The following is a 20,575-nucleotide window of genomic DNA, read 5'->3' on the forward strand; positions in this document are numbered from 1 at the left end:
TCTTTACCGGAAGACCCGGCGCCAGACACGCCGGAACAGACCGGATTGATCCGCAGACTGCTGCGCCGCCAGAGGCTGCGCCATATTGAGGTCTTCGCGTTCTACCAGCGTCTTGCCGTCCTGGAATTGCAGGCGATAGAGATCGGCGTAGATCCCACCGCGCTCCAGCAGCTCGGCATGGGTGCCCTGATCCATCACCTCGCCGCGCTCCATCACCACGATCTTGTCCGCGTTGCGGATGGTGGACAGGCGGTGGGCGATGACCAGCGTGGTGCGCCCGCCCGACAGCCGGTCCAGCGCCTGCTGCACGACCTTTTCCGATTGCGCGTCCAGCGCCGAGGTCGCCTCGTCTAGCAGCAGCACTGGCGTGTCGCGTAGCAGGGCGCGCGCGATCACCACCCGCTGCCGCTGCCCGCCTGACAAGGCAGAACCGCGCGGCCCAACAAGCGTCTCAAGACCATTGGCCAGCTTGGGCAGGAAGTCAGAGACATGGGCGGCGTCCAGAACTTCTTTCAGGCGCGCCTCGCTGACATCCGTGCGTCCCAGAAGGATGTTTTCCCGCAGGGTTTCATCAAACAGCAGCGCCTCTTGCGAGACCACCGAGAATAGGCCGCGCAGGTCCTCGAAGGCGAGATCGCCCACCGGGGTGCCGCCAATGGTGACCAGTCCGGATTGCGGATCGACCAGCCTTGTCAGCAGGTTGAAAATGGTGGATTTACCGGCGCCCGAGGCCCCGACAAGCGCCGTGGTCTTGCCTGGCTCGGCGATCAGCGACAGATCCTTCAGGATCGTGGTGTCGCCATAGTTCAGGGTGACGTGATCCAGACGCACCTCGGGAAGGCCCTTTGGCGCGGCCACGGGTTTCACCGGTGGCAGCAGCTTGATAGGTGCGTCCAGCAGTTCCTTGATGCGCTCCATCGCGGCGGCGGCGCTTTGCCAGGTGCCACTGATGGAGGCGAGGCGGCGCATCGGGTCAAAGGCCAGACCGATGGCGGTGAAGAAGCTCATGAACTGGCCGACGGTTTTTTCGCCGCTAATGATTTCCTGCCCGCCATAAAGAACTACGCCCATGACACCGAGACCGGCCATGATATCGATCATGCCGGTGATCGAGGCAGTGCCGAAAGAGGCGCGCACTTCGGAGCGCACGAATTGGTCCATATGGGTGCTGAACCGGCGCGCCTGATACTGTTCCAGGCTGTTCAGCTTGATCGGCACGATGCCGTGGAAAATCTCGTCCAGCCGCGTCGCCAGCGAAGCACCAAGATCGCGCGCGGTGGCGGCTTTCTTGCGGACATAGCGTTGCAGCGCCGAGATCGGCAGCAACAGCAGGGGCAGGCCGATCAGCATGATCGCGGTCCAGCGCCAGTCGACGCTGATGGCAACGCCAAGGACGGCCACCATCTGTGCCATGTCGCGCCCCGCACCGGTGATCAGCGCTTGCCAGACCTGATTGATCGCCATGACGTCGCTTTGAACGCGCTGGATCAGGAAGCCCGGCGGGTGCACCTGGTGAAAGGCTGGATCCTGACGGATCAGCCGGTCCAGCATGTCCTTGCGCATATGCGCAGCCGAGGTCTGCGAGATCTTCGACAGGATGACCTTTTGGCAGACGCTGGCGACACCGCGCAGGGAAAAGATGATCAGAAAGGCCAGGCTGACCCAGAACAGGGCGTCGGAATTTCCGGCGACAAAGACCAGATCGAACATCGGCTGCATCATGTAGCTGAGCGCACCAACAGTGCCGCCTTCGATCAGCATAAAGATCACCGCAAGGCCCAGCAGGCCCATGTAATGGCGCAGATAACCGCGCCACAGCCAGATGATCAGCTCTTTCGAGGAGGTGTGTTTGCGGGTCATGCAGGACGGTTCCGGCTGGTGTATTTGCAGGATGTGCGGGTCATGCGGCGCTTTCTGTTTTTGACCCGGGCCATTTAAGCAGCTGAGGCTTTAGGCGCAAGCTTTGCGCCATGCCCGGTTGATGGGCAGTCCCGCTGCACTGCACCCATTGTGGAATTGACCTTCCTCTGCCGCATTGTACTGTACCGGAAATTTGAGCGCGAACCGGCCCCTGGCCCAGGGTTCCATTGCAGGGAAGATCAAAAATGAGCGGGACTTTAAACCTATCGGCAGGGCGATCCTATCTGGCGATCCCGGGACCTTCGGTGATTCCGGATCAGGTGCTGCAGGCGATGCACCGTCCGTCACCCAATATCTACGCGGGCGAGCTGGTGGATATGACCGCGACACTGATCCCGGATCTACGCCGGGTGGCGCGCACGAAGCATCACGCGGCGATCTACATTTGCAACGGTCATGGCGCCTGGGAGGCTGCCCTTTCGAATGTGCTGCAGCCGGGGGACAAGGTGCTGGTCCCGTCCTCGGGGCGGTTTGCTATCGGTTGGTCGGAAATGGCTGAGGGGCTGGGCATTGACGTGGAGGTCATCGACTTTGGCAACCATGCGCCCTGGGATCTGGCCCGTGTGACCGAGCGGCTGAAGGCGGATACCAGCCATCAGATCAAGGCGGTGCTGGGGGTGCATGTCGATACCTCCAGTTCGATCCGTAACGACGTACCCGGCCTGCGCGGGGTTCTGGATGCGGAGCAGCACCCGGCGCTGTTGATGGCCGATTGCATCGCCTCGCTGGGCTGTGACCGGTTCGAGATGGACGACTGGGGCGTCGATGTCATGGTCACCGGCAGCCAGAAGGGACTGATGGTCCCGGCGGGGCTGGCCTTCGTGTTCTTCAACGACAAGGCCGCCACGGTGCGCGCCGCGATGCCGCGGGTCAGCCGCTACTGGGACTGGACCCCGCGCGCCAACCCGGAAGAGTTCTACCAGTATTTCGGCGGCACCGCTCCGACCCATCATCTTTATGGGTTGCGGGCCTCGCTCGACATGATCCACGCCGAAGGGATCGAAAACGTCTGGGCACGGCATGCGCAGCTGGCCCGTGCGATCTGGGCGGCGTGTGAGGCCTGGGGGCAGGACGGACCCATGGCAATGAACGTGACCGATCCCGCGCTGCGCTCTCATGCGGTGACGGCACTGCGTCTGGGCGGATCGCGCGCGACGCAGCTGCGCGAGTGGCTGGAGCAGACCCTGGGGCTGACATTGGGGATCGGCCTTGGCATGGCGCCACCGCGCAGCCCGGAATGGCACGGGTTCTTCCGGCTGGGCCATATGGGCCACCTGAACGGTCACATGGTCATGGGGCTTCTGGGCGGTATCGAGGCGGGCCTGCGCGCCCTTGATATTCCCCACGGCGCCGGGGCGCTGGATGCGGCGGCTGCAGTTCTGTCCGAAGCCGGGCAAAAGGCGTCCTGAGAGGGCGTGAGCCAAAACAGTTGATCAGGCGGGGTCTTGTCCCCGTCTGAGGTCAGGCTCGCGTTTCAGGTTCTCATCTCTAGGCGAGTGATCATGTGGTTGATCAGCGCGGCCAGTAGCAACACGGGCACCATGCCGTAGAGCAGCCAGAGCGTGAAAAAGATCCACGGCATGTTGATGACGGCAAAACGCAGGGTGGTTTCCAGCAGATCCGGTGCCTGCGCCGCCGCCTGACGCGGCTGTTTCCGTGCGGTCTTGTCCTGTTGCATGATGCAGTTCCCCAAACGCGATGTGACGTGGTTCGGGCTCAAGACTGACATAATTCGGTGAATGCGGCGTAAAGCGCCCTGCGGCCAGTCGGTCGCAGGGTTTTGGTCGATACCCTTCACTCAGGCTTGTCGGGCGCGCTCCAGCGCGATGGGCAGCGCCTTGGCAAAGGCGTCCAGATCCTGGGGTCGACCACAGCTTACGCGGATGCAGCGGTTTTGCGGCGCGGCGAAGGGCATGCGCACAAAAACGCCCTGATCCACCAGCCCGTCCAGTACCGCCTTGGCAAAGGCTCCGTCCTGTCCGCAATCAATAGCAACGAAATTGGTGGCTGAGGGCAGGGCAGTCAGCCCGTTCTCACTGGCGATCTCTCCAATGCGGGTCCGGGCCACTGCGATCTCATTCGTCACATGCGCAAGCCAGTCCTGATCCAGCAGCGCCGCCAATGCGCCCGCCTGCGCCATGCGGTTCATGCCGAAATGGTTGCGCACCTTGTTGAAGGCCGAAATCAGATCCGCCTGCGCCATGGCATAGCCAACGCGGGCGCCCGCCATGCCATAGGCCTTGGAAAAGGTGTGCATGCGGATGACGCGGGTATCGTTGATGTCGATCGGCGCTGCGGTGCCTTCGGGCGCGCATTCCACATAGGCTTCGTCCAGCAACAGCAGGCAGCCATCTGGCAGGTGATCCAGTGCGGCAACGATATCGGCGCCGCTGTGCCAGCTGCCCATCGGGTTGTCGGGGTTGGCAAGGTAGACCAGCTTGGCATCGACCTCCGCCGCCTTGGCAAACAGGGCCTCGGGATCTTCGTGGTCGTCGCGATAGGGGACCGTGTGCAGCGTGCCGCCAAAGCCCGCGACGTGGTAATTAAATGTCGGATAGGCGCCCAGCGATGTCACCACGTGATCGCCGCTGGTCACCAGCAGGCGTACCAGATAGCCAAGCAGCCCGTCGATGCCTTCGCCGACCAGAATATTCTCAGGCGCGACGCCGTGGAACCTCGCGAGTTCCATGCGCAGATCATAGCTTTGCGCGTCGCCGTATTTCCAAATCTCGCCCGCTTCGGCCTGCATCGCGGCAATCGCCTTGGGCGAGGGGCCAAAGATGTTCTCATTGGCGCCAAGGCGAGCGGCAAAGGGCGCGCCGCGCTCACGCTCCTGCGTTTCGGGGCCAACAAAGGGCACGGTTGCAGGCCGGGACTGGGTAAGCGGGGTATAACGAGGTGTGGTCATGCGGGCAGATAACGTGAACCGGCCCGCCGCATCAAGTGGGCATGGCGGCAGCGAATGTCGCAGGTTCTGCGGGTGGCAAGCCTTGCAGAGGGCGCCCGGGCAGCGCAGACTGGCGCCAGTTTTGGGAGAATTTAACGATGCGCATTTTTCTGGGCGTGCTGGCGCTGGGGCTGGCCTATCTTCTGTTCTGGCCGGTGCCGGTCGAACCTGTGTCCTATGACCCGCCCAAGGGGCCGGGATTTACCGGAGAGTTTGAGGAAAACACCGCCCTTGAGGGCGCGCAGAAGGTGGTCCTGCCCAATGGCGCCATCGGTCCCGAAGATCTGGCGGTGATGCCGGATGGGACGGTCTACACCACCGATCTGGACGGGAACCTTTATCGCATTGATGGCGACCAACCCAAACTGGTGGAGGCGCTGGGCGGGCGGCCGCTGGGGCTGAAGGCCGGGCCGGATGGCGCGCTTTATATCGCCGACAGTTTCCGTGGCATCATGCGCTGGAGCGGCCCCGGCACGCTGGAAACCCTGGTGAGCGAGATTGACGGTGCCCCGGTGATCTATGCCAACCAATTGGATGTGGCGCGCGATGGCACGATCTATTTCTCCAATTCCTCGGACCGGTTCGACCCGGAGACCATGGGCGGCACCAAACCCACCTCGGTGCTGACCGTCTGGGAACAGTCCGACACGGGCTACGTGGCCCGCCGCACCCCCGATGGAACGGTTGAGAAGATCGCCACCGGGTTTGTCTATACCAACGGTGTTGCCCTGTCGCCGGATGAGGATTTCCTGCTGATCAACGAAACGGGCCGCGCCCGGGTGCACCGGTTGTGGTTGACCGGTCCCAACGCCGGGCAGCAGGAACTGTTTCTCGGCAATCTGCCGGGCTATCCGGATAACCTTGAGGCGCAGGGTGATGGCACCTTCTGGCTGGCCTTTGCAAGCCCGCGCGTGCCGTCCGAAGTGCTGATGCCCTATCCCTTCCTGCGCAAGGTGCTGTGGCGGCTGGGGCCGAAGGTGCGCCCGGCGCCGATCCATCGCGGCATGATCATGCAGTTCGATGCGGATGGTAACATTCTACGCACCCTTCAGGATCCTGCGGGCGGGCTGGGGATCACCACTGGCGGGCGCATTGTCGGCGACCAGCTTTACGTGATGACGCTGGATAGTGACAGTTTCGCGCGGCTGCCGGTGGCGGATCTGCCGCCGATCCGGCCCTAGGCGGGTTCGGCTCGGTCCAATCTGCCCCGGCGTTAGACTGGATCGCGGCGGCGTTGCGGTGCAGTCTGGCGCAAACCGAAAGCAGGAGGAGCCGCAGATGGCACGGGTATCCGTCGAGTACAAAGACCACATCGCCCATGTGACGCTGACGCGCGGGGACAAGATGAACGCGCTGGACGACGAGATGATCAAGGGGATCATCGCCGCTGGGCACGAGGTCGCCGCCTCCAAGGCGCGTGCCGTGGTGCTGGCGGGGGAGGGTAAGGCGTTTTGCGCCGGGCTTGACCTGATGAGCTTTGCCAAGATGGGGCAGATGGATCCCGAAGAATGGCTGATGGCCCGCAGCTTTGACGATGCAAACGAGGTGCAGGAGGTCGCGATGGCCTGGCGCCGGGTACCGGTGCCGGTGATCGCGGCCGTACAGGGCGTCTGCTTTGGCGGCGGTTTGCAACTGGCGCTCGGCGCGGATATCCGCATTGCTGCGTCGGATGCGCGGTTTTCGGTGATGGAGATGAAATGGGGCATCGTCCCCGACATGGGCGGCATGGCGCTGTTGCCCCGGCTGCTGCGCTCGGACGTGCTGCGACGCCTGACCTATACCGCCGAAGTGTTCGAGGCTCCGCAGGCGCTGGACTGGGGGCTAGTGACCGAAGTGTCCGACGATCCCCTTGCCGCTGCGCAGGCGCTGGCGGCAGAGATCGCAGGCAAGAACCCCGAAGGCATCCGCGCGGCCAAACGGCTGATCGGTGTGGCCGAAACCGCGGATCAGGCCACAGTGCTGATGGAGGAAAGCCGCGAGCAGGTGGCCCTGATTGGCACGCCCAACCAGATGGAGGCCATCGCAGCGCAGATGCAGAAACGCCCGCCGCAGTTTAAGGACTGATAGGCGCGCCCTGAGGCGGCAACGGCGCCTTGTGCAACAGCTTGGGCCAGATGGCATTGACCGCGGTGAGATCCTGAACCCCGAGCCCGGACAGGCAGGCGATGCTTGTCCGCTCAGGGTTCTTGCAAGTGCCTGCCTTCAGCGCCGCGCCGATCTCGGTCAGATCCGTCGCGGCCATCAGTCCGGATCGGATCGCACGGTGCGGCGCGCCAAAAGCCAGACCTGACGCGCGCGCATCGACAAAGACCTGCGCCTGCGACAGGGCCACGGGATCAATTTCGCATTTCGTTTCGTCGTCTGATCCGACCGAAGTGATATGTTGGCCGGGGCTGAGCCAATCGGCATGGATCAGCGGTTGTTTTGCTCCGGTGGCGGTCAGGATCACATCGGAGGACCGGACGGCCTGTTCCAGATCATCGGCGACCTCAAACCGCACCCTGGCAAATTGTGCCTGCAACTTATCCACCAGCGCCTGCGCCTTGGCATGGTCTCGCCCCCAGACCTGAACCGAGGTCACGGGGCGTACCAAAAGCAGCGCCTCAACCTGCAGCCGCGCCTGCGTGCCGGTGCCAATGACGACGGCGTGTTGCGCCCGGTCGATGACCAGAAGATCGGCCACGACCGCGCTAGCGGCGGCGGTCCGGTAATCCGAGATCAGATGATCATCTTGCAGGATAGCAACTGGCCTGCAGGTCTGGCTGTCGAACACCACAATCATTCCGCTCGACGGCGGTGCGCCGATGTTGGCGAGATCCTGCGACCATCCCGCCATCTTCACGGTGAAAATGGGGCAGCCTGCAAGCGTCGCGGATTTCACATGAATGTCTGCGCCCGGTGATGGGTAGAGCACCTGCACAGGCGCTGTTGCCGTCCCGTCGGACAGCGCGCGAAAGGCCTGTTTCGCGGAGGGGATCAGATCCGCGACAGACATATGGGGACGAATATCCTCTGCGGTGTAGATCGGGATCATGGCGCGCTGATCTCTCCGGTTCCGACAAAGGCAACCTCGCCCGCAACGGTGACATGGCTGATGGCATCGGGGGTGCCATAGGGGGTCACGAGCAGGGCGCTGGGCCGTCCGATGTAGTGGCCTTGCGTCAGGGTAAAGGTGTGGTCCGCCTGCGCCAGTCCGTGTTTCATTGCATAGGCGCCGATGACACCAGCGGCACTGCCGGTGGCGACGTCCTCAAGCAGACCGTCGTTGTTCCAGTGGCGGCCTTCGAAGCTCTTGGTGTCGAAAAGGTAGGCGAATTCAGCGCCAACGGTCCGCAGCCTGTCCTCAAGGTCGGGAACCATGATCCGGGCCTCACGTAGTCCGCCGGTCACGGGGACCACCAGGTACTTCAACCCCGTCGATATAATCTCAAGCGGCAGGGGCGACAGGTCACCAGTGGACAGGTTGAAGGCTTCGGCGAAGGCGGTGCGGCTGTTGTCCGGCGCGGTGCCCAGGAAATCGGGCTGTCCCTGATCCAGCGTTCCGAAGTAGCGTCCGGCGCGGGCCATGGTGGTCACGCGCACTGATCGGCCGCCCTGCAGGGTGAAGGTCCAGGATTTTTTCCCGGGCGCCCCGCATTGCATATGAAGGCTACAGGCCGCTCCGATGATCGGATGGCCAGCAAAAGGCAGTTCCTCGCTCAGGTCAAAGACCCGCGCTTCGATCTGGCCTTCGGTTTCCGTCAGGAAGATGGATTCGAAATGGCGCAGCTCTTGCGTCATGGTCAGCATCTGTGCGGCGCTGAGGCCCGCACTATCGGGAAAAACCGCAAGACTGTTGCCGGAGTAGGGGCGGGATGCGAAGACATCACAATGGACAAAGTTGTAAGAGCGGTTGCGCTGTGACATGACTGACCTGCATAGCGGAGAATCTATATAGATGATTGACTATACGTCTGTCGATTTGCTGTCAACGGCCACTGCGTTGAAGGCGTTGGCCAATGAGAACCGGCTGCAGATTCTGCACTGGCTCAGCGATCCGGAGCAGCATTTCCCGCCGCAGGAGGATGGCGATCTGGTCAGGGACGGGGTCTGTGTGGGGTTCATCACCGAAAAGATCGGGCTGAGGCAGCCGACCGTGACGAACCATATGCGCGTCCTGCAAGAGGCAGGGCTGGTGACCAGCAAGAAGATCAAGAACTGGGTGTTCTACAAACTGGTCCGCAGCCGCGCCGATGCGATTCTGGCCGATACCGCCCGCCTGTGGGAAGAACCGGAATAGGCCACAAGCCACAAGGGCAGTGATCGCACTGCGGGATATTGAGACGGATCAAGGACGCCGGGAGGGAAACCGATCAGACAAGGCCTATGAAATCGCTATTTCTCATACTGCTTTACGTTGCTGTGGTCATATCGCCGCTTGTGGTCTCTGCGATTTTCGGGGGACCGCCGCGCTCTTTCGGGGCTGAACTGGGCACCGGGCTGGGGATGTTCGCCTATGCCATGATTTTGACCGAATTCGTCTTGTCTGGCCGGTTCAGGCGGGTGTCGTCCGAGATCGGTATGGATGTGACCATGCGGTTTCATCAGGTCATGGCGCGGGTGGCGCTGGTGTTTGCGCTGCTGCACCCGTTTTTCTACGGCGGCAGCCTTGTCGGCGGGCAACGGCCCTGGGATCAGACGCGGGTTTTGACCGTGACGACCGATTTTTCCGCCCTGTCGACTGGGATTGTCGCCTTCCTGCTGCTGCCCGCACTGGTGGCGCTGGCTGCCTTTCGCACGCAACTGGATTACAAGTACGAGACCTGGCGCCTGATGCACGGGGTTGGCGCGGTGCTGATCGCCGGTGCCTTGCTGCATCATGCTCTGGTAGCGGGGCGCTACAGTGCTGACCCTGCCATGGTCTGGCTCTGGGGTGGGATGACCGCCGTTGCGGTGGGATCGCTGGTCTGGGTCTATGTGGTTGAGCCGCTGCGGGCGCGGCCCTGGCGGGTGGCCGAGATCAAACGTCTGACGCCCCGGCAATGGGGCCTGACCCTGAGACCGGAAGGGCACGATGGGCTGCGTTACAAGGCCGGGCAGTTTGCCTGGCTGAGCATTGGTCACTCGGCCTTCTCGCTTGATGAAAACCCGTTCTCGATCAGCTCCGCCCCGGCTGCGGGGGCAGAGGTGTCTTTCGTGATCAAGGAGCTTGGCGATTTCACCGGTTCTCTGGACCAGGTGACGCCGGGTATGCGCGCCTATCTGGATGGTCCCTATGGCAGCATGTCGGTTGAGGGGCGGTCAGAGCCAGGGATCGCAATGATCGCGGGCGGCGTCGGTATCGCACCGATGCTGAGCATTCTGAACCAGATGCGCCTGACCGGGGATTCGCGCCGGGTCCGGTTGATCTATGGCAACCGCCTAGAAGAGCAGATCGTGTTCCGGGAGGATCTGCAGCGCGAGGATACGATTCTGGTACTGTCAGAGCCACCTGTGGGCTGGCAGGGGGAGACTGGGATGATCGGCCCAGACCTGTTGGATGGGAGTTTCACGGATGATGAGTTTGCAGAGTGGCTGTTCGTCCTCTGCGGGCCGCCGATCATGATGGATACGGTCGAGGATCACCTGATCGCACGTGGCGTCTCATCCGGCCGGATCCTGTCAGAAAGGTTCGACTATGGCTGAGTTCCTGCGAAACCGACCAATGCGGCGCCGGGTGGCTCTGGCGATCCGGGCGGTGGTCATTGTGACCCTGTTGGCGCTGCTGGTCTTTGTCCTGCGATAGGGTGTGGAGCGCCCTTGTCAGTCCAGATCCGTCCAGGGCCAGGGTTTAACCTTGCTGGCGGCGGTCTGATAGCGCGCCGCCTTTGCGACCCAGATGCCAAGGTCCGTGCCGAACTCCGCCAGCCGTTCGTTTGGCTGCTTGTTGTTGAGCAACATCACCACGAACTGAATGACAGTCACCACGCCCAGCACTGTCTGCGCCAGTGAGATCAGGACGGCGATGATCAGCATGTAGATCAGCCGTGTCAGCAGGCCATCCTCGCCCTCGGGTTCAAATTGTTCGCCGTGCAGACGGCCATCAATCTTGTCGTCGTCACTCTGTGCCATCGTAAATCCCGCTGGGTGGTTCCTGCTGCAAATCATCATGCCTGTGGCTGTTGCCCGGAGCTGCAATACTAGAAACAGGATTTCACATCCGGGACAAAAGGAAAAGGCCGCGCCTGATATCAGACGCGGCCCGGATCTTTTGCTGTTAGCTCGCCTTACAGCGACGCGTCATAGATCTTGGAAATATTCGCGCCAAGGGCGGCATTATACTCCGCATCGCTCATCGACACATTCAGACCTTCGGTCAGCGCACGGCTGAAGGAGGCGATCATCTTGGGGTTCTGGGACAGTTTCGCGCAGGCATCGTCGGTGCTGTAGCCGCCGGACAGGGCAACAACGCGCACCACCTCGGGGTGGTCGGCCAGATCATCATAAAGACCGGCTTCATTCGGGATGGTCAGCTTCAGCGCAACCTTGGTGCCGCTCGGCAGGGCGTCGAGCGCTGCTTTCAGCTCGGCCTTCAGGATGGCTTCGGCTTCGGCCTTGGTCGCGGAGTGGATGTCGACCTCGGGTTCGATGATCGGAACCAGTCCGGCGGCGGCGATCTGCTTGCCCACTTCGAACTGCTGGGCGACCACATTCTTGATGCCGGTTTTGTTGGCTTCCTTGATGACCGAGCGCATCTTGGTACCGAAGATCCCCGCTGCCACGGCCCGCGCCAGAAGCGCGTCCAGATCAGGCATCGGTTTCATCATCTGGGCGCCGTCCTGTTCGTCGGCCAGACCCTTGTCCACCTTCAGAAAGGGCACTACGCCGCATTTTTCCCACAGGTAGGTGGGGACCTGAATGCCATCAATTGCATTGTCCATCGTCTTTTCGAACAGGATCGCGCCAAGGATCTTGTCGCTGTTGAAATCCGGCGCGGTGATGATCCGGGCGCGCATTTTCTGGATCTCGCCAAACATCTCATCATCGTTCGAATAGGCGTCTTCCATCACACCATAAAGCGCCAGCGCCTTGGGGGTGGAGCCGCCCGACTGATCCAATGCGGCGATGAAGCCCTTGCCCTTTGCAATACGGTCAAACTGTTCCTGCTTGGTGGACGTCTCTTGCGCCATGGGTCGGGATCTCCGCGAATATCTGTTGGACTATTTCCAACCGTCTATACCGTGCCCGTGAACAGAAACAACTGGCCTGTCATACGGTTGCGCTAACAGTGTGAGCGATTGCGCTAACGGAAGAAGGATTTACGCGCATCCCGCGCCATGCCCCAGCGCAGTTCCAGATCCGCGATACGGGCCATGGCTGCGCGGCGCTCCTCTGGATCGGTCAGTGTGGCGTATTCCGCCCGGGCTGCGTCGAGTTCTTTCTTGAGCGTGAATTCTTCGGGAACCACGCCTGCCTCAGCCATCACCCCCAATCCCGCCGCTAAACCGGGATCAACCAGTTCCTGTCCGGTGCGGTCGGGTAGGGGTTTGCCTTCGCCCTCAAGCCCAGAGAGCTGCCCCCGGGCATTGGCCGAGCGGATCTGATCTTCGATGAGTTTGCGAAAGGCCCGTATCATGAGTGGCAGAATGGGGTGGACCGCAGCCAGTTGCAAGAACGGTATAGTGTCGCGGGGACTGTGCAGGGTGAAATGCAAAACGGCAGACGTTTAGGTCTGCCGTTTGCTGAATTTGGTTTGTCACTCTGGTTTTAAACCAGACGCGAGGTTTCCTTGGCCGCGCGCACGAAGTCCTTGAACAGGGGATGCGGCGCAAAGGGTTTGGATTTCAGTTCCGGGTGGAACTGCACACCGATGAACCAGGGATGGTCGGACCATTCCACGATTTCCGGCAGGCGGCCATCCGGCGACATACCGGAGAATTTCAGCCCGCAGGCCTCCAGCTGGTCCTTGTATTTGATGTCCACCTCATAGCGGTGGCGGTGACGTTCCTCGATGTGGGTGCTGCCATAGACTTCGGCCACTTTGGAGCCTTCGGCCAGCGTCGCATCATAGGCGCCCAGACGCATGGTGCCGCCCTTATCGTCATCGGCCTTGCGGCTGACCTTGTGGTTGCCCTGTACCCATTCCTTGAGGTGATAGACGACGGGTTCAAACCGTTTCTTGCCTGCCTCGTGGTCGAATTCCTCAGAACCGGCCTCGGTAATCCCGGCCACATTGCGGGCCGCTTCGATCACCGCCATCTGCATGCCGAGGCAGATCCCCAGATAGGGAACATTATGCTCGCGTGCATATTGGGCCGCCTTGATCTTGCCTTCGGTTCCGCGTTCGCCAAACCCGCCGGGTACCAGAATCGCGTGGAACCCCTGCAGGTGCGGCGTGGCGTCCTCACGGTCGAACAGTTCGGCGTCGACCCACTCGATCTTGACCTTGACGCGGTTGGCCATGCCGCCATGGGTCAGGGCCTCGGCGATGGACTTATAAGCGTCTTCCAGCTGGGTGTATTTGCCCACGATGGCGACCTTCACTTCGCCTTCGGGGTTGTAGATGCGGTCGGCCACATCGTCCCAGCGCATCAGATTGGGTTTTGGGGCCGGGGCAATGCCGAAGGCATCCAGAACCGCCTGATCCATGCCCTCGCGGTGGTAGGCCAGCGGCGCCTCGTAGATGGATTTCAGATCCTGCGCGGCGATGACGCTGTCGGGGCGCACGTTGCAGAACAAGGCCAGCTTCTCGCGCTCTTTCTTCGGAATCGGGCCTTCGGAGCGGCAGACCAGAATGTCAGGCGCCAGACCGATGGAGCGCAGTTCCTTCACTGAGTGCTGGGTTGGCTTGGTTTTCAGCTCGCCAGAGGCCTTGATATAGGGCAGCAGGGTCAGATGCATGAAGATACACTGACCGCGCGGTTTGTCCTGGCTGAACTGACGGATTGCTTCGAAGAAGGGCAGGCCTTCGATGTCCCCCACGGTGCCGCCGATCTCACAAAGCATGAAATCGACCTCGTCTTCGCCGATCGAGATGAAGTCCTTGATCTCGTTGGTGACGTGCGGGATCACCTGAATGGTCTTGCCGAGGTAGTCGCCGCGGCGCTCCTTCTCCAGCACGTTGGTGTAGATGCGGCCCGATGAAATCGAGTCGGTCTTGCGCGCCGGTACGCCAGTGAACCGCTCGTAGTGACCAAGGTCGAGGTCGGTTTCTGCGCCATCGTCGGTGACGAAGACTTCGCCGTGTTCAAAGGGGCTCATCGTGCCGGGATCGACGTTCAGATACGGATCCAGCTTGCGCAGGCGAACGGAGTAGCCGCGTGCCTGCAACAATGCGCCAAGGGCTGCAGATGCCAGCCCTTTGCCAAGCGATGAAACAACGCCACCAGTGATAAAGATAAATCGCGCCATGAGTGTTCGGCTGCCCCCGTGAGAAGTCAGATTTCAGCTGCCCGACGGCCTGTAAAAACCGCAGCATCACGGGACTTTACGTATAAAGGATTCGCGCAATAAGCGCAAGGGAACCGCAAGATGCTGTTACGGTCCCCATTTTATTTTCTAGCTGTAGTAGGTTAGTCGGCGCTGGGTACCAGCGGTGCGTTGTCGCCTTCTGCCGGCGGCAGCAGGTCGCTGCCAAGGGGCGCCGCCGGTGCCGTCTCTGCGCCGTCATCGCCAGCGGGTGCAACGATGCGGTCAGCAACCGAAGAACCTGCGGATTTCTGGGCTGCCAGAACGGTCAGGGTGATCGAGGTAACGATAAAGGCCGCTGCGAGGATCCAGGTCACTTTGCTCAGCGCCGTCGCTGCAGCGCGGCCGGTCATTGCGCCGCCACCGCCACCGCCGCCCATGCCAAGGCCGCCGCCTTCGGACCGTTGCAGCAGAACGACAGCAATCAGGCCCAGAGCCAGAAGAAGATGGATGATCAGTACAACGTTTTCCATGGGTCCCTGCGGCGGTTGGCTCAGTATCGGGCGGTAAATAGGGAAGAATGCAGACAGGGGCAAGGGCCGAGTTGGCCGGGCCGCATTCTGTCGCGCCCGAATGTGTCAAATGAAACAGAACCGGACGCGGGAAGCGCCCTGTTTTCGCGCCCTTCTGCGGAATTTCCGGTATTTGTGACTGGACAGAATTGGCGCCCGGGGGGCACTGTTTGACCATGCCACATGATCATTCTGACCACCCGCATGCTTTGCTGCCGCCCGATCCCGCCCTGCGGGTCAAGGCGCTTGAAACGATTCTGACCCGCAAGCGGCTGATCGACCCGGCTGCACTCGATGAGATCATCGACACCTATCAGACCAAGGTGGGCCCGCAGAATGGCGCCCGCGTGGTCGCCCGCGCCTGGAGCGATCCCGCCTTCAAGGCTGCGCTTCTGGCGGATGCGGACCCGGTGTTGTCCGAACTCGGCTATTATGGCCGTCAGGGAGAACACATGGTGGTGGTCGAAAACACACCCGAGCAACATAATATAGTCGTCTGCACCCTGTGCAGTTGCTATCCGTGGCCGCTTTTGGGAATCCCGCCAGGCTGGTATAAATCGGATGCCTACCGCGCCCGCGCCGTGCGTGCGCCGCGTGCGGTGCTCTCTGAATTTGGCGTGACCCTGCCTGAAGGCACCCGGGTGCGGGTCTGGGATTCCACCGCCGAGGTCCGTTATCTGGTCCTTCCAATGCGTCCCGAGGGCAGTGAAGGACTGGACGAAGATGCGCTTGCTGCGCTTGTGACCCGCGACAGCATGGTGGGCACCGGCCTGCCGAAAACGCCTGGGGCACCCTGATGACCCGACTGCATGATATGGGCGGACGCTTTGGTGACGGGCCGGTACGGCCGGAGGGGCCGAATGCGCCGGTGTTTGCGGCAGAATGGCATGCCCGCGCGCTGGCGGTGACGCTGGCCTGTGGTGCCTTGGGACAATGGAATATCGATACCTCCCGCCATGCCCGCGAAAAACTGGCGCCGCTCGATTACACCCGGTTTTCCTACTATGAAATCTGGCTTGCCGCGCTCGCGGATCTTCTGGTCCAGAAGGGGGTCCTTAGCGAGGATGATCTGGCCGGGCAGGGAGGGGATGGCCCGCACCCGCTGGCCGATCGGAAACTCTCTGCCGACGCCGTGGCCGCAATGCTGGCCAAGGGCGGTCCGGCTACCCGTACCGGCGGGCCGGAGCCGGTTTTCAGCGAAGGCCAGAGCGTGCGCACGCGCCATCCCGGTGGCAGCAGGTTGGTCGATGGCGGCCACACACGGCTGCCTGCCTATGCCACCGGCGCGACGGGCCGCATTCTACGCCTGCAAGGAACCCACGTGCTGCCGGACAGCGCTGCGCACGGTCTGGGTGAGGCGCCGGAGCCACTTTATGCGGTCGTTTTCCCGGCGGGGGAATTGTGGAGCCATCCGGAAGACCCGGCGGATGAGGTGGTTCTGGACCTGTGGCAAAGCTATCTGGAGGCGGTTTGAACATGAACATATGTCGTCCTGGCGATGTCCCCGAACCGGCGTTTGAGCAGCCCTGGCACGCGCAGGCCTTTGCGCTGACGGTGCATCTCAATGAAAGCGGTCGTTTCACCTGGGCCGACTGGGTTTCGCGGTTCTCGGCCACCCTGGCCCGGCATGGCGTGTCGCGCGACCTCAACGGCGGCGATGACTACTTCACCGCCTGGCTTGAAACCCTGGAGGCGATTCTAGCAGAGGACGGCGTCGCCCCCGCCGAGGAGGTCGAAACCACCCGCGAAGGGTGGAAACAGGCCTATCTGGAAACTCCGCATGGGCATCCGGTGGTCCTGCAGGACGGATAACACGGGGTAACCGGCAAGAATCACGGCGCCGACCCGCTGCTGCGGCGAATTTGCGGTTTTACTGGGCCTGCGGCACCGCTATACCGGCCCGGGTTTGAACCAGACAGCTATAAAGGACCGGATATGGCCAATGTCGTCGTAGTCGGCGCCCAGTGGGGCGACGAGGGAAAAGGCAAGATCGTGGACTGGCTGAGCGAGCGCGCCGATGTGATCGCGCGCTTTCAGGGCGGCCATAACGCCGGCCATACGCTGGTAATCGACAGCAAGGTCTACAAGCTGCACGCGCTGCCCTCTGGTGTTGTGCGTGGTGGCAAGCTGTCGGTCATCGGCAACGGCGTGGTTCTTGATCCCTGGCACCTGATCAAGGAGATCGAAACCGTGCGGGAACAGGGCGTCGATATCACGCCCGAGACGCTGATGATCGCCGAAAACACGCCGCTGATCCTGCCGCTGCATGGTGAACTTGATCGCGCCCGCGAAGAAGCCGCCAGCAAGGGCACCAAGATCGGTACCACCGGTCGTGGCATTGGCCCGGCATACGAAGACAAGGTTGGCCGCCGTGCCATCCGCGTTGCCGACCTGGCAGACGAAGCCACGCTGGAGGCTCGGGTGGACCGTGCGCTGCAGCATCACGATCCGCTGCGCAAGGGACTTGGCGTCGACCCGATCGACCGCGACGCGCTGATCGCGCAGCTGAAAGAGATCGCTCCCAAGATCCTGCCCTATGCGGCGCCGGTCTGGAAGGTTCTCAACGAAAAACGCAAGGCCGGAAAGCGGATCCTCTTCGAAGGAGCCCAAGGTGCGCTGCTGGATATCGATTTCGGCACTTATCCTTTCGTGACCTCCTCCAATGTGATTGCAGGTCAGGCGGCCACGGGTGTCGGTATCGGGCCTGGATCCATCGACTATGTTCTGGGCATCGTTAAAGCCTATACCACCCGCGTGGGGGAAGGCCCGTTCCCGACCGAACTGCTGGGTGCCGATGGCAAACCCGATGCGGATGGTGAACGCCTTGGCACACGCGGGCATGAATTCGGCACCACTACCGGCCGTCAGCGCCGCTGTGGCTGGTTCGATGCTTGCCTGGTGCGCCAGACCTGTGCCACCTCTGGCATCAACGGTATTTCGCTGACCAAGCTGGACGTTCTGGATGGGTTCGAGACGCTGAAGATCTGCACCGGATACGATCTGGACGGAGAACGTCTGGATTACCTGCCGACCGCGGCAGACCAGCAGGCCCGCTGCACGCCGATCTACGAGGAAATGCCCGGCTGGTCCGAATCCACCGAAGGCGCGCGCAGCTGGAACGACCTGCCTGCCAATGCCATCAAATACGTGAAACGCGTGGAAGAGCTGATCGAATGTCCGGTTGCGCTTCTGTCCACCAGCCCGGAGCGGGACGACACCATTCTGGTGACGGACCCGTTTGCTGACTGATGGCGGATAAACCCCGCCTCAGCTACAAGGCCCGTCGTCGCTGGGCGCTGGTGCTGCTGCTGATTGGCATGCCGCTTTATATCGTCATCGCGGTGACCATTCTCAACCTGCTGAACCGACCGCCGGTGGTGGTTGAACTGCTGGTCTACGCGGTGCTGGGCATCGCCTGGGCGCTGCCGTTCAAGTTCGTGTTCCGGGGTATCGGCCAGGCCGACCCGGATCAGCCGCCGGAAGAATAAATCCTGTCCGGTAAGGGCATATCCAAATGTAAAAAAGGCGGGCTGTTCGGCCCGCCTTTTCGTTTGGATGGTTCGGGTGGAAACGCCTACCGCGTCGGATTAGCCAACGGCCCGTTTGGCCGGGCGGAAGCCGGTTTCCTCGGTTGCGGCAAAGCGGCCGTTTTCGGAGCGCTCGATCTTGCCTTCCCGCAGCAACTGCCCAAAGGAGCGCAGCCCGTCTTCGCGATTGAATTCGGCAGCGCCTGCATCGCGCACCTTGTTCATCAACTGCGGGCGGGAGAAGTGATCGCGGCCTTCGACAAAGCTCATATAAGCGGCTGCTGCCTCCAGCAAATCCTGCAGCTCGACCGCGCCGCGCTCTGCGGCATAGGCCGCGAAATCTGCGGCAGTGGCATCCGAGGCCGAGCCTTCATCCTTCAGCACTGAAATCCGACGCGGGCGCACGGGGCGCGTGGCTTGCGGCGTGCCGCTGGCGTTGTCCTCGGCTGCGGGGGAGGGATCGATGCGCTGCTCCGCCACCAGTTTCAAAGGCGCGGGACGGGACGCATTGCTGCGTTCGCGCGCGCTGCGGGCACCGGTCGGCACCGGCCGACGCGGTTTGACCACGCTGGCCAGATCCTGGCGGTAGGCGTCTTCACTGTTTTCGCTACCTGCGCTGCCACCGGCAGAGCGATCTGCCTCGGCTGCTGCCACTGCGGCGCGCAGATGGCCGTAGGTTTCGCGCGAAGAGGCGGTTTCTGGCGCGTCCAGCTTGGCATCTGCCGCATCCATCAGCCGCGATACATCGCTGTCGGGGAAATCTGCGGAAGGGGCTGCCGGGCGTTTCTTGGCAGCATCCTCGGCGGTAGCTGGCGCTTCGGCCTCTTCGGTGCTTTCTTCTGCCGTCGCGGTTTGCGCTTTTTGCTCTTCCTGCCGGTCTTCTTCGGTCTCTTGCGAGGCTGCGAGGAGTTCGGCCTCGACCTCTGCCAGCTCGCGCATCAGATCGGCTTCATCCTCGTCCGACAGGCTGCTGTCGACGCCAGGGGTTGCGGAGGCAGTGGCGGGCTCGTCCTCGGCGCTGTCGGAAAGGTTTGTCAGGGCCCCTGTGGCGACAACCTGTTCAAGGTCGGCCCGTTTGACTTTGATAACACGGGCGCGCATCGGACGGCGCGGCTCCTCAGCCGTTTCCGGCTCGGCCTGTTCGGGTTCGGCGGCTGGTTCAGCCTGTTCCGGTTCAGCCTGTGCCTCTGGCTGCGCGGGTTCCTGTTCCGGGGCTGTCTCGGGCGCAGGTTCCGGTTCAGCTTCAACCGCTGCCTCTACAACGGGCTGATCCGCTACGCTGTCCTCGGTTTCGGCGTTGTCTTTGCCCAGTTGGGCCAGAACACGGGAGATCTCGTCGTCCTCCGAAGCGTCTTCGTCGGCTTTGGCTTCCTCTGCGGCCGCGTCCTCGGCCAGGGCTTCGGAGATGTCGCTGGCGGCCTCTGACAGGATGCTTTCGGCGTGTTCGTCTTCGGAGAAATCCTCTTGTGGGGTCTGGGACACCACGGCACGGATCCGGCGCAGTTTGGCGGCGATGCTTTCGGCGGCGGCGGCGTCACGCTTCGGCGCTTTCGGCTCTGCGATTTCCGCTTCGGCGCTTTCGTCTTCAGCTGCTTTCGCGGGCTTCGAATCTTCGTCTACTGCAGCCTCGGCCACTTCACTGTCATGGGCTGCGGCAGCGGCCGAGATGGCGGCGATCTTGTCCGCGTCAGGAGCCGGGGGCTGTGCCTGCCCTTCCTCGGTTAGGGGGGCGGCATCGCCGTCCGCCTCATCAGTATCCGTTGCTTTCGCGGGTTCTTCTGCGGCCTCGTCGGCGGAGGCTTCGGGCGCCGGGGAATCTTCGATGCTCGGCTCGGCTGCGCTGTGTTCTGTCGGCTCTGACTGTTCGCTGGTCGGAGCGACAGTGTCTTCAACATCTGTTTTCTGGGTATCTCTAACCTGTGCTTCTTCAGTCGGTGCGTCTGAAACCGCAGCCTCTGCAGCGGGCGCGGGCTGTGGGGCTGTGGCGGCGCGCAGATGGATGCCTTCGGTGCTGGTGCGGGCCTCGACCTGACGTGCTATCTCCCGCTGCGCAATACGGGCGAGCATGTCTGCGTCGGGCTGCGGCGGTTCGGCACCGAAATATCGGTCGTCAGAGGCCAGGTCACGAAAATACTCTGCAATCGCCTTCATGGTGCCAAAGGAGTCCTCGAACCCTTCCAGCGTGCAGGAGAATGTCCCGTAAGAAACGGTCAAAACTTTGTTATTTTGTACCATAGGGCTGC

The 20,575-nt window shown here is 62.2% G+C and carries 21 protein-coding genes; 10 read left to right on the forward strand and 11 right to left on the reverse strand.

Annotated features, from left to right (window positions below; genetic code table 11):
- Window positions 1-3 precede the first annotated feature (3 nt).
- Complete coding sequence (locus SM766_RS03600; RefSeq protein ID WP_368946960.1) at window positions 4-1,860, reverse strand: ABC transporter ATP-binding protein; 1,857 nt, start codon at window positions 1,858-1,860, stop codon at window positions 4-6.
- A gap of 245 nt (window positions 1,861-2,105) precedes the next feature.
- Here SM766_RS03600 and SM766_RS03605 point away from each other — a divergent pair, with 245 nt between their 5' ends.
- Window positions 2,106-3,329, forward strand: coding sequence for a pyridoxal-phosphate-dependent aminotransferase family protein (locus tag SM766_RS03605; protein WP_368946961.1), 1,224 nt, complete (start codon window positions 2,106-2,108; stop codon window positions 3,327-3,329).
- 65 nt (window positions 3,330-3,394) lie between these two features.
- On the opposite strand, the gene SM766_RS03610 is transcribed toward SM766_RS03605, so the two are convergent.
- On the reverse strand, window positions 3,395-3,598 hold the full coding sequence (locus SM766_RS03610; RefSeq protein WP_274828273.1) for a histidinol phosphate aminotransferase: 204 nt from the start codon (window positions 3,596-3,598) through the stop codon (window positions 3,395-3,397).
- 120 nt (window positions 3,599-3,718) lie between these two features.
- Window positions 3,719-4,828 carry a pyridoxal phosphate-dependent aminotransferase gene (locus SM766_RS03615; RefSeq protein ID WP_368946962.1) on the reverse strand — a complete coding sequence of 370 codons (1,110 nt, stop codon included), beginning with the start codon at window positions 4,826-4,828 and terminating at the stop codon, window positions 3,719-3,721.
- A 137-nt stretch (window positions 4,829-4,965) separates the two neighbouring features.
- Here SM766_RS03615 and SM766_RS03620 point away from each other — a divergent pair, with 137 nt between their 5' ends.
- Window positions 4,966-6,048: an SMP-30/gluconolactonase/LRE family protein gene (locus SM766_RS03620; protein WP_368946963.1), complete on the forward strand. Its 1,083-nt coding sequence runs from the start codon at window positions 4,966-4,968 to the stop codon at window positions 6,046-6,048.
- A 97-nt stretch (window positions 6,049-6,145) separates the two neighbouring features.
- On the forward strand, window positions 6,146-6,931 hold the full coding sequence (locus SM766_RS03625; RefSeq protein WP_368946964.1) for a crotonase/enoyl-CoA hydratase family protein: 786 nt from the start codon (window positions 6,146-6,148) through the stop codon (window positions 6,929-6,931).
- Here SM766_RS03625 and SM766_RS03630 read toward each other — a convergent pair.
- Both SM766_RS03630 and SM766_RS03635 read right to left on the reverse strand, forming a co-directional pair.
- Complete coding sequence (locus tag SM766_RS03630; protein WP_368946965.1) at window positions 6,921-7,901, reverse strand: ornithine cyclodeaminase family protein; 981 nt, start codon at window positions 7,899-7,901, stop codon at window positions 6,921-6,923. The genes SM766_RS03625 and SM766_RS03630 overlap by 11 nt on opposite strands.
- Entirely contained in the window at window positions 7,898-8,773 is an 876-nt protein-coding gene (locus tag SM766_RS03635; RefSeq protein WP_368946966.1) for a PhzF family phenazine biosynthesis protein, read from the reverse strand. The genes SM766_RS03630 and SM766_RS03635 overlap by 4 nt, the downstream gene beginning before the upstream one ends.
- Window positions 8,774-8,804: 31 nt before the next feature.
- Here SM766_RS03635 and SM766_RS03640 point away from each other — a divergent pair, with 31 nt between their 5' ends.
- Together SM766_RS03640 and SM766_RS03645 are read left to right on the forward strand one after the other, a co-directional pair.
- A complete protein-coding gene (locus tag SM766_RS03640; RefSeq protein ID WP_368946967.1) occupies window positions 8,805-9,146 on the forward strand; it encodes an ArsR/SmtB family transcription factor in 342 nt (113 codons plus the stop codon).
- Window positions 9,147-9,232: 86 nt separating this feature from the next.
- Window positions 9,233-10,531, forward strand: coding sequence for a ferredoxin reductase family protein (locus SM766_RS03645; RefSeq protein ID WP_368946968.1), 1,299 nt, complete (start codon window positions 9,233-9,235; stop codon window positions 10,529-10,531).
- 117 nt (window positions 10,532-10,648) lie between these two features.
- On the opposite strand, the gene SM766_RS03650 is transcribed toward SM766_RS03645, so the two are convergent.
- From SM766_RS03650 to secG, 5 genes are all read right to left on the reverse strand, one after another.
- On the reverse strand, window positions 10,649-10,957 hold the full coding sequence (locus SM766_RS03650; protein ID WP_065270877.1) for a DUF4389 domain-containing protein: 309 nt from the start codon (window positions 10,955-10,957) through the stop codon (window positions 10,649-10,651).
- Window positions 10,958-11,112: 155 nt separating this feature from the next.
- Window positions 11,113-12,015, reverse strand: a complete 903-nt coding sequence (locus SM766_RS03655; RefSeq protein ID WP_368946969.1) for a fructose bisphosphate aldolase — start codon at window positions 12,013-12,015, stop codon at window positions 11,113-11,115.
- Window positions 12,016-12,128: 113 nt separating this feature from the next.
- Window positions 12,129-12,461, reverse strand: coding sequence for a DnaJ family domain-containing protein (locus SM766_RS03660; RefSeq protein WP_368946970.1), 333 nt, complete (start codon window positions 12,459-12,461; stop codon window positions 12,129-12,131).
- Window positions 12,462-12,592: 131 nt separating this feature from the next.
- Complete coding sequence (pyrG, locus tag SM766_RS03665; protein WP_065270874.1) at window positions 12,593-14,236, reverse strand: CTP synthase; 1,644 nt, start codon at window positions 14,234-14,236, stop codon at window positions 12,593-12,595.
- A gap of 161 nt (window positions 14,237-14,397) precedes the next feature.
- Entirely contained in the window at window positions 14,398-14,766 is a 369-nt protein-coding gene (gene secG / locus SM766_RS03670) for a preprotein translocase subunit SecG (protein ID WP_065270873.1), read from the reverse strand.
- 215 nt (window positions 14,767-14,981) lie between these two features.
- On the opposite strand from secG, the gene nthA reads away from it, so the two are divergent.
- From nthA to SM766_RS03695, 5 genes are all read left to right on the forward strand, one after another.
- On the forward strand, window positions 14,982-15,602 hold the full coding sequence (nthA, locus tag SM766_RS03675; RefSeq protein WP_368946971.1) for a nitrile hydratase subunit alpha: 621 nt from the start codon (window positions 14,982-14,984) through the stop codon (window positions 15,600-15,602).
- Complete coding sequence (gene nthB / locus SM766_RS03680) at window positions 15,602-16,279, forward strand: nitrile hydratase subunit beta (protein ID WP_368946972.1); 678 nt, start codon at window positions 15,602-15,604, stop codon at window positions 16,277-16,279. Before nthA ends, nthB begins: the two co-directional genes overlap by 1 nt.
- 2 nt (window positions 16,280-16,281) lie before the next feature.
- Window positions 16,282-16,617 carry a nitrile hydratase accessory protein gene (locus tag SM766_RS03685; RefSeq protein ID WP_368946973.1) on the forward strand — a complete coding sequence of 112 codons (336 nt, stop codon included), beginning with the start codon at window positions 16,282-16,284 and terminating at the stop codon, window positions 16,615-16,617.
- A 123-nt stretch (window positions 16,618-16,740) separates the two neighbouring features.
- On the forward strand, window positions 16,741-18,054 hold the full coding sequence (locus SM766_RS03690) for an adenylosuccinate synthase (RefSeq protein ID WP_065270870.1): 1,314 nt from the start codon (window positions 16,741-16,743) through the stop codon (window positions 18,052-18,054).
- Complete coding sequence (locus tag SM766_RS03695; RefSeq protein WP_065270869.1) at window positions 18,054-18,293, forward strand: DUF2842 domain-containing protein; 240 nt, start codon at window positions 18,054-18,056, stop codon at window positions 18,291-18,293. The genes SM766_RS03690 and SM766_RS03695 overlap by 1 nt, the downstream gene beginning before the upstream one ends.
- 99 nt (window positions 18,294-18,392) lie before the next feature.
- Here the strand turns inward: SM766_RS03695 and SM766_RS03700 are convergent, their stop codons facing one another.
- Window positions 18,393-20,567 (reverse strand): prolipoprotein diacylglyceryl transferase, encoded by a 2,175-nt coding sequence (locus tag SM766_RS03700; RefSeq protein WP_368946974.1) that lies wholly within the window; start codon window positions 20,565-20,567, stop codon window positions 18,393-18,395.
- Window positions 20,568-20,575: the final 8 nt, after the last annotated feature.

The sequence above is a fragment of the Pseudophaeobacter sp. A-200-2 genome, from assembly GCF_041008815.1.
GTDB classification, from domain to species: domain Bacteria; phylum Pseudomonadota; class Alphaproteobacteria; order Rhodobacterales; family Rhodobacteraceae; genus Phycobacter; species Phycobacter gallaeciensis_A.

What these genes read in the sequence shown, in the direction of transcription:
- SM766_RS03660 (WP_368946970.1), bottom strand. Translation starts at nt 12,461, where the DNA reads ATGATACGGGCCTTTCGCAAACTCATCGAAGATCAGATCCGCTCGGCC.
- nthB (WP_368946972.1), top strand. Translation starts at nt 15,602, where the DNA reads ATGACCCGACTGCATGATATGGGCGGACGCTTTGGTGACGGGCCGGTA.
- secG (WP_065270873.1), bottom strand. Translation starts at nt 14,766, where the DNA reads ATGGAAAACGTTGTACTGATCATCCATCTTCTTCTGGCTCTGGGCCTG.
- SM766_RS03690 (WP_065270870.1), top strand. Translation starts at nt 16,741, where the DNA reads ATGGCCAATGTCGTCGTAGTCGGCGCCCAGTGGGGCGACGAGGGAAAA.
- SM766_RS03655 (WP_368946969.1), bottom strand. Translation starts at nt 12,015, where the DNA reads ATGGCGCAAGAGACGTCCACCAAGCAGGAACAGTTTGACCGTATTGCA.
- SM766_RS03610 (WP_274828273.1), bottom strand. Translation starts at nt 3,598, where the DNA reads ATGCAACAGGACAAGACCGCACGGAAACAGCCGCGTCAGGCGGCGGCG.
- SM766_RS03650 (WP_065270877.1), bottom strand. Translation starts at nt 10,957, where the DNA reads ATGGCACAGAGTGACGACGACAAGATTGATGGCCGTCTGCACGGCGAA.
- SM766_RS03640 (WP_368946967.1), top strand. Translation starts at nt 8,805, where the DNA reads ATGATTGACTATACGTCTGTCGATTTGCTGTCAACGGCCACTGCGTTG.
- SM766_RS03695 (WP_065270869.1), top strand. Translation starts at nt 18,054, where the DNA reads ATGGCGGATAAACCCCGCCTCAGCTACAAGGCCCGTCGTCGCTGGGCG.
- SM766_RS03600 (WP_368946960.1), bottom strand. Translation starts at nt 1,860, where the DNA reads ATGACCCGCAAACACACCTCCTCGAAAGAGCTGATCATCTGGCTGTGG.
- SM766_RS03620 (WP_368946963.1), top strand. Translation starts at nt 4,966, where the DNA reads ATGCGCATTTTTCTGGGCGTGCTGGCGCTGGGGCTGGCCTATCTTCTG.
- SM766_RS03685 (WP_368946973.1), top strand. Translation starts at nt 16,282, where the DNA reads ATGAACATATGTCGTCCTGGCGATGTCCCCGAACCGGCGTTTGAGCAG.
- nthA (WP_368946971.1), top strand. Translation starts at nt 14,982, where the DNA reads ATGCCACATGATCATTCTGACCACCCGCATGCTTTGCTGCCGCCCGAT.
- SM766_RS03645 (WP_368946968.1), top strand. Translation starts at nt 9,233, where the DNA reads ATGAAATCGCTATTTCTCATACTGCTTTACGTTGCTGTGGTCATATCG.
- SM766_RS03625 (WP_368946964.1), top strand. Translation starts at nt 6,146, where the DNA reads ATGGCACGGGTATCCGTCGAGTACAAAGACCACATCGCCCATGTGACG.
- SM766_RS03635 (WP_368946966.1), bottom strand. Translation starts at nt 8,773, where the DNA reads ATGTCACAGCGCAACCGCTCTTACAACTTTGTCCATTGTGATGTCTTC.
- SM766_RS03630 (WP_368946965.1), bottom strand. Translation starts at nt 7,901, where the DNA reads ATGATCCCGATCTACACCGCAGAGGATATTCGTCCCCATATGTCTGTC.
- pyrG (WP_065270874.1), bottom strand. Translation starts at nt 14,236, where the DNA reads ATGGCGCGATTTATCTTTATCACTGGTGGCGTTGTTTCATCGCTTGGC.
- SM766_RS03700 (WP_368946974.1), bottom strand. Translation starts at nt 20,567, where the DNA reads ATGGTACAAAATAACAAAGTTTTGACCGTTTCTTACGGGACATTCTCC.
- SM766_RS03605 (WP_368946961.1), top strand. Translation starts at nt 2,106, where the DNA reads ATGAGCGGGACTTTAAACCTATCGGCAGGGCGATCCTATCTGGCGATC.
- SM766_RS03615 (WP_368946962.1), bottom strand. Translation starts at nt 4,828, where the DNA reads ATGACCACACCTCGTTATACCCCGCTTACCCAGTCCCGGCCTGCAACC.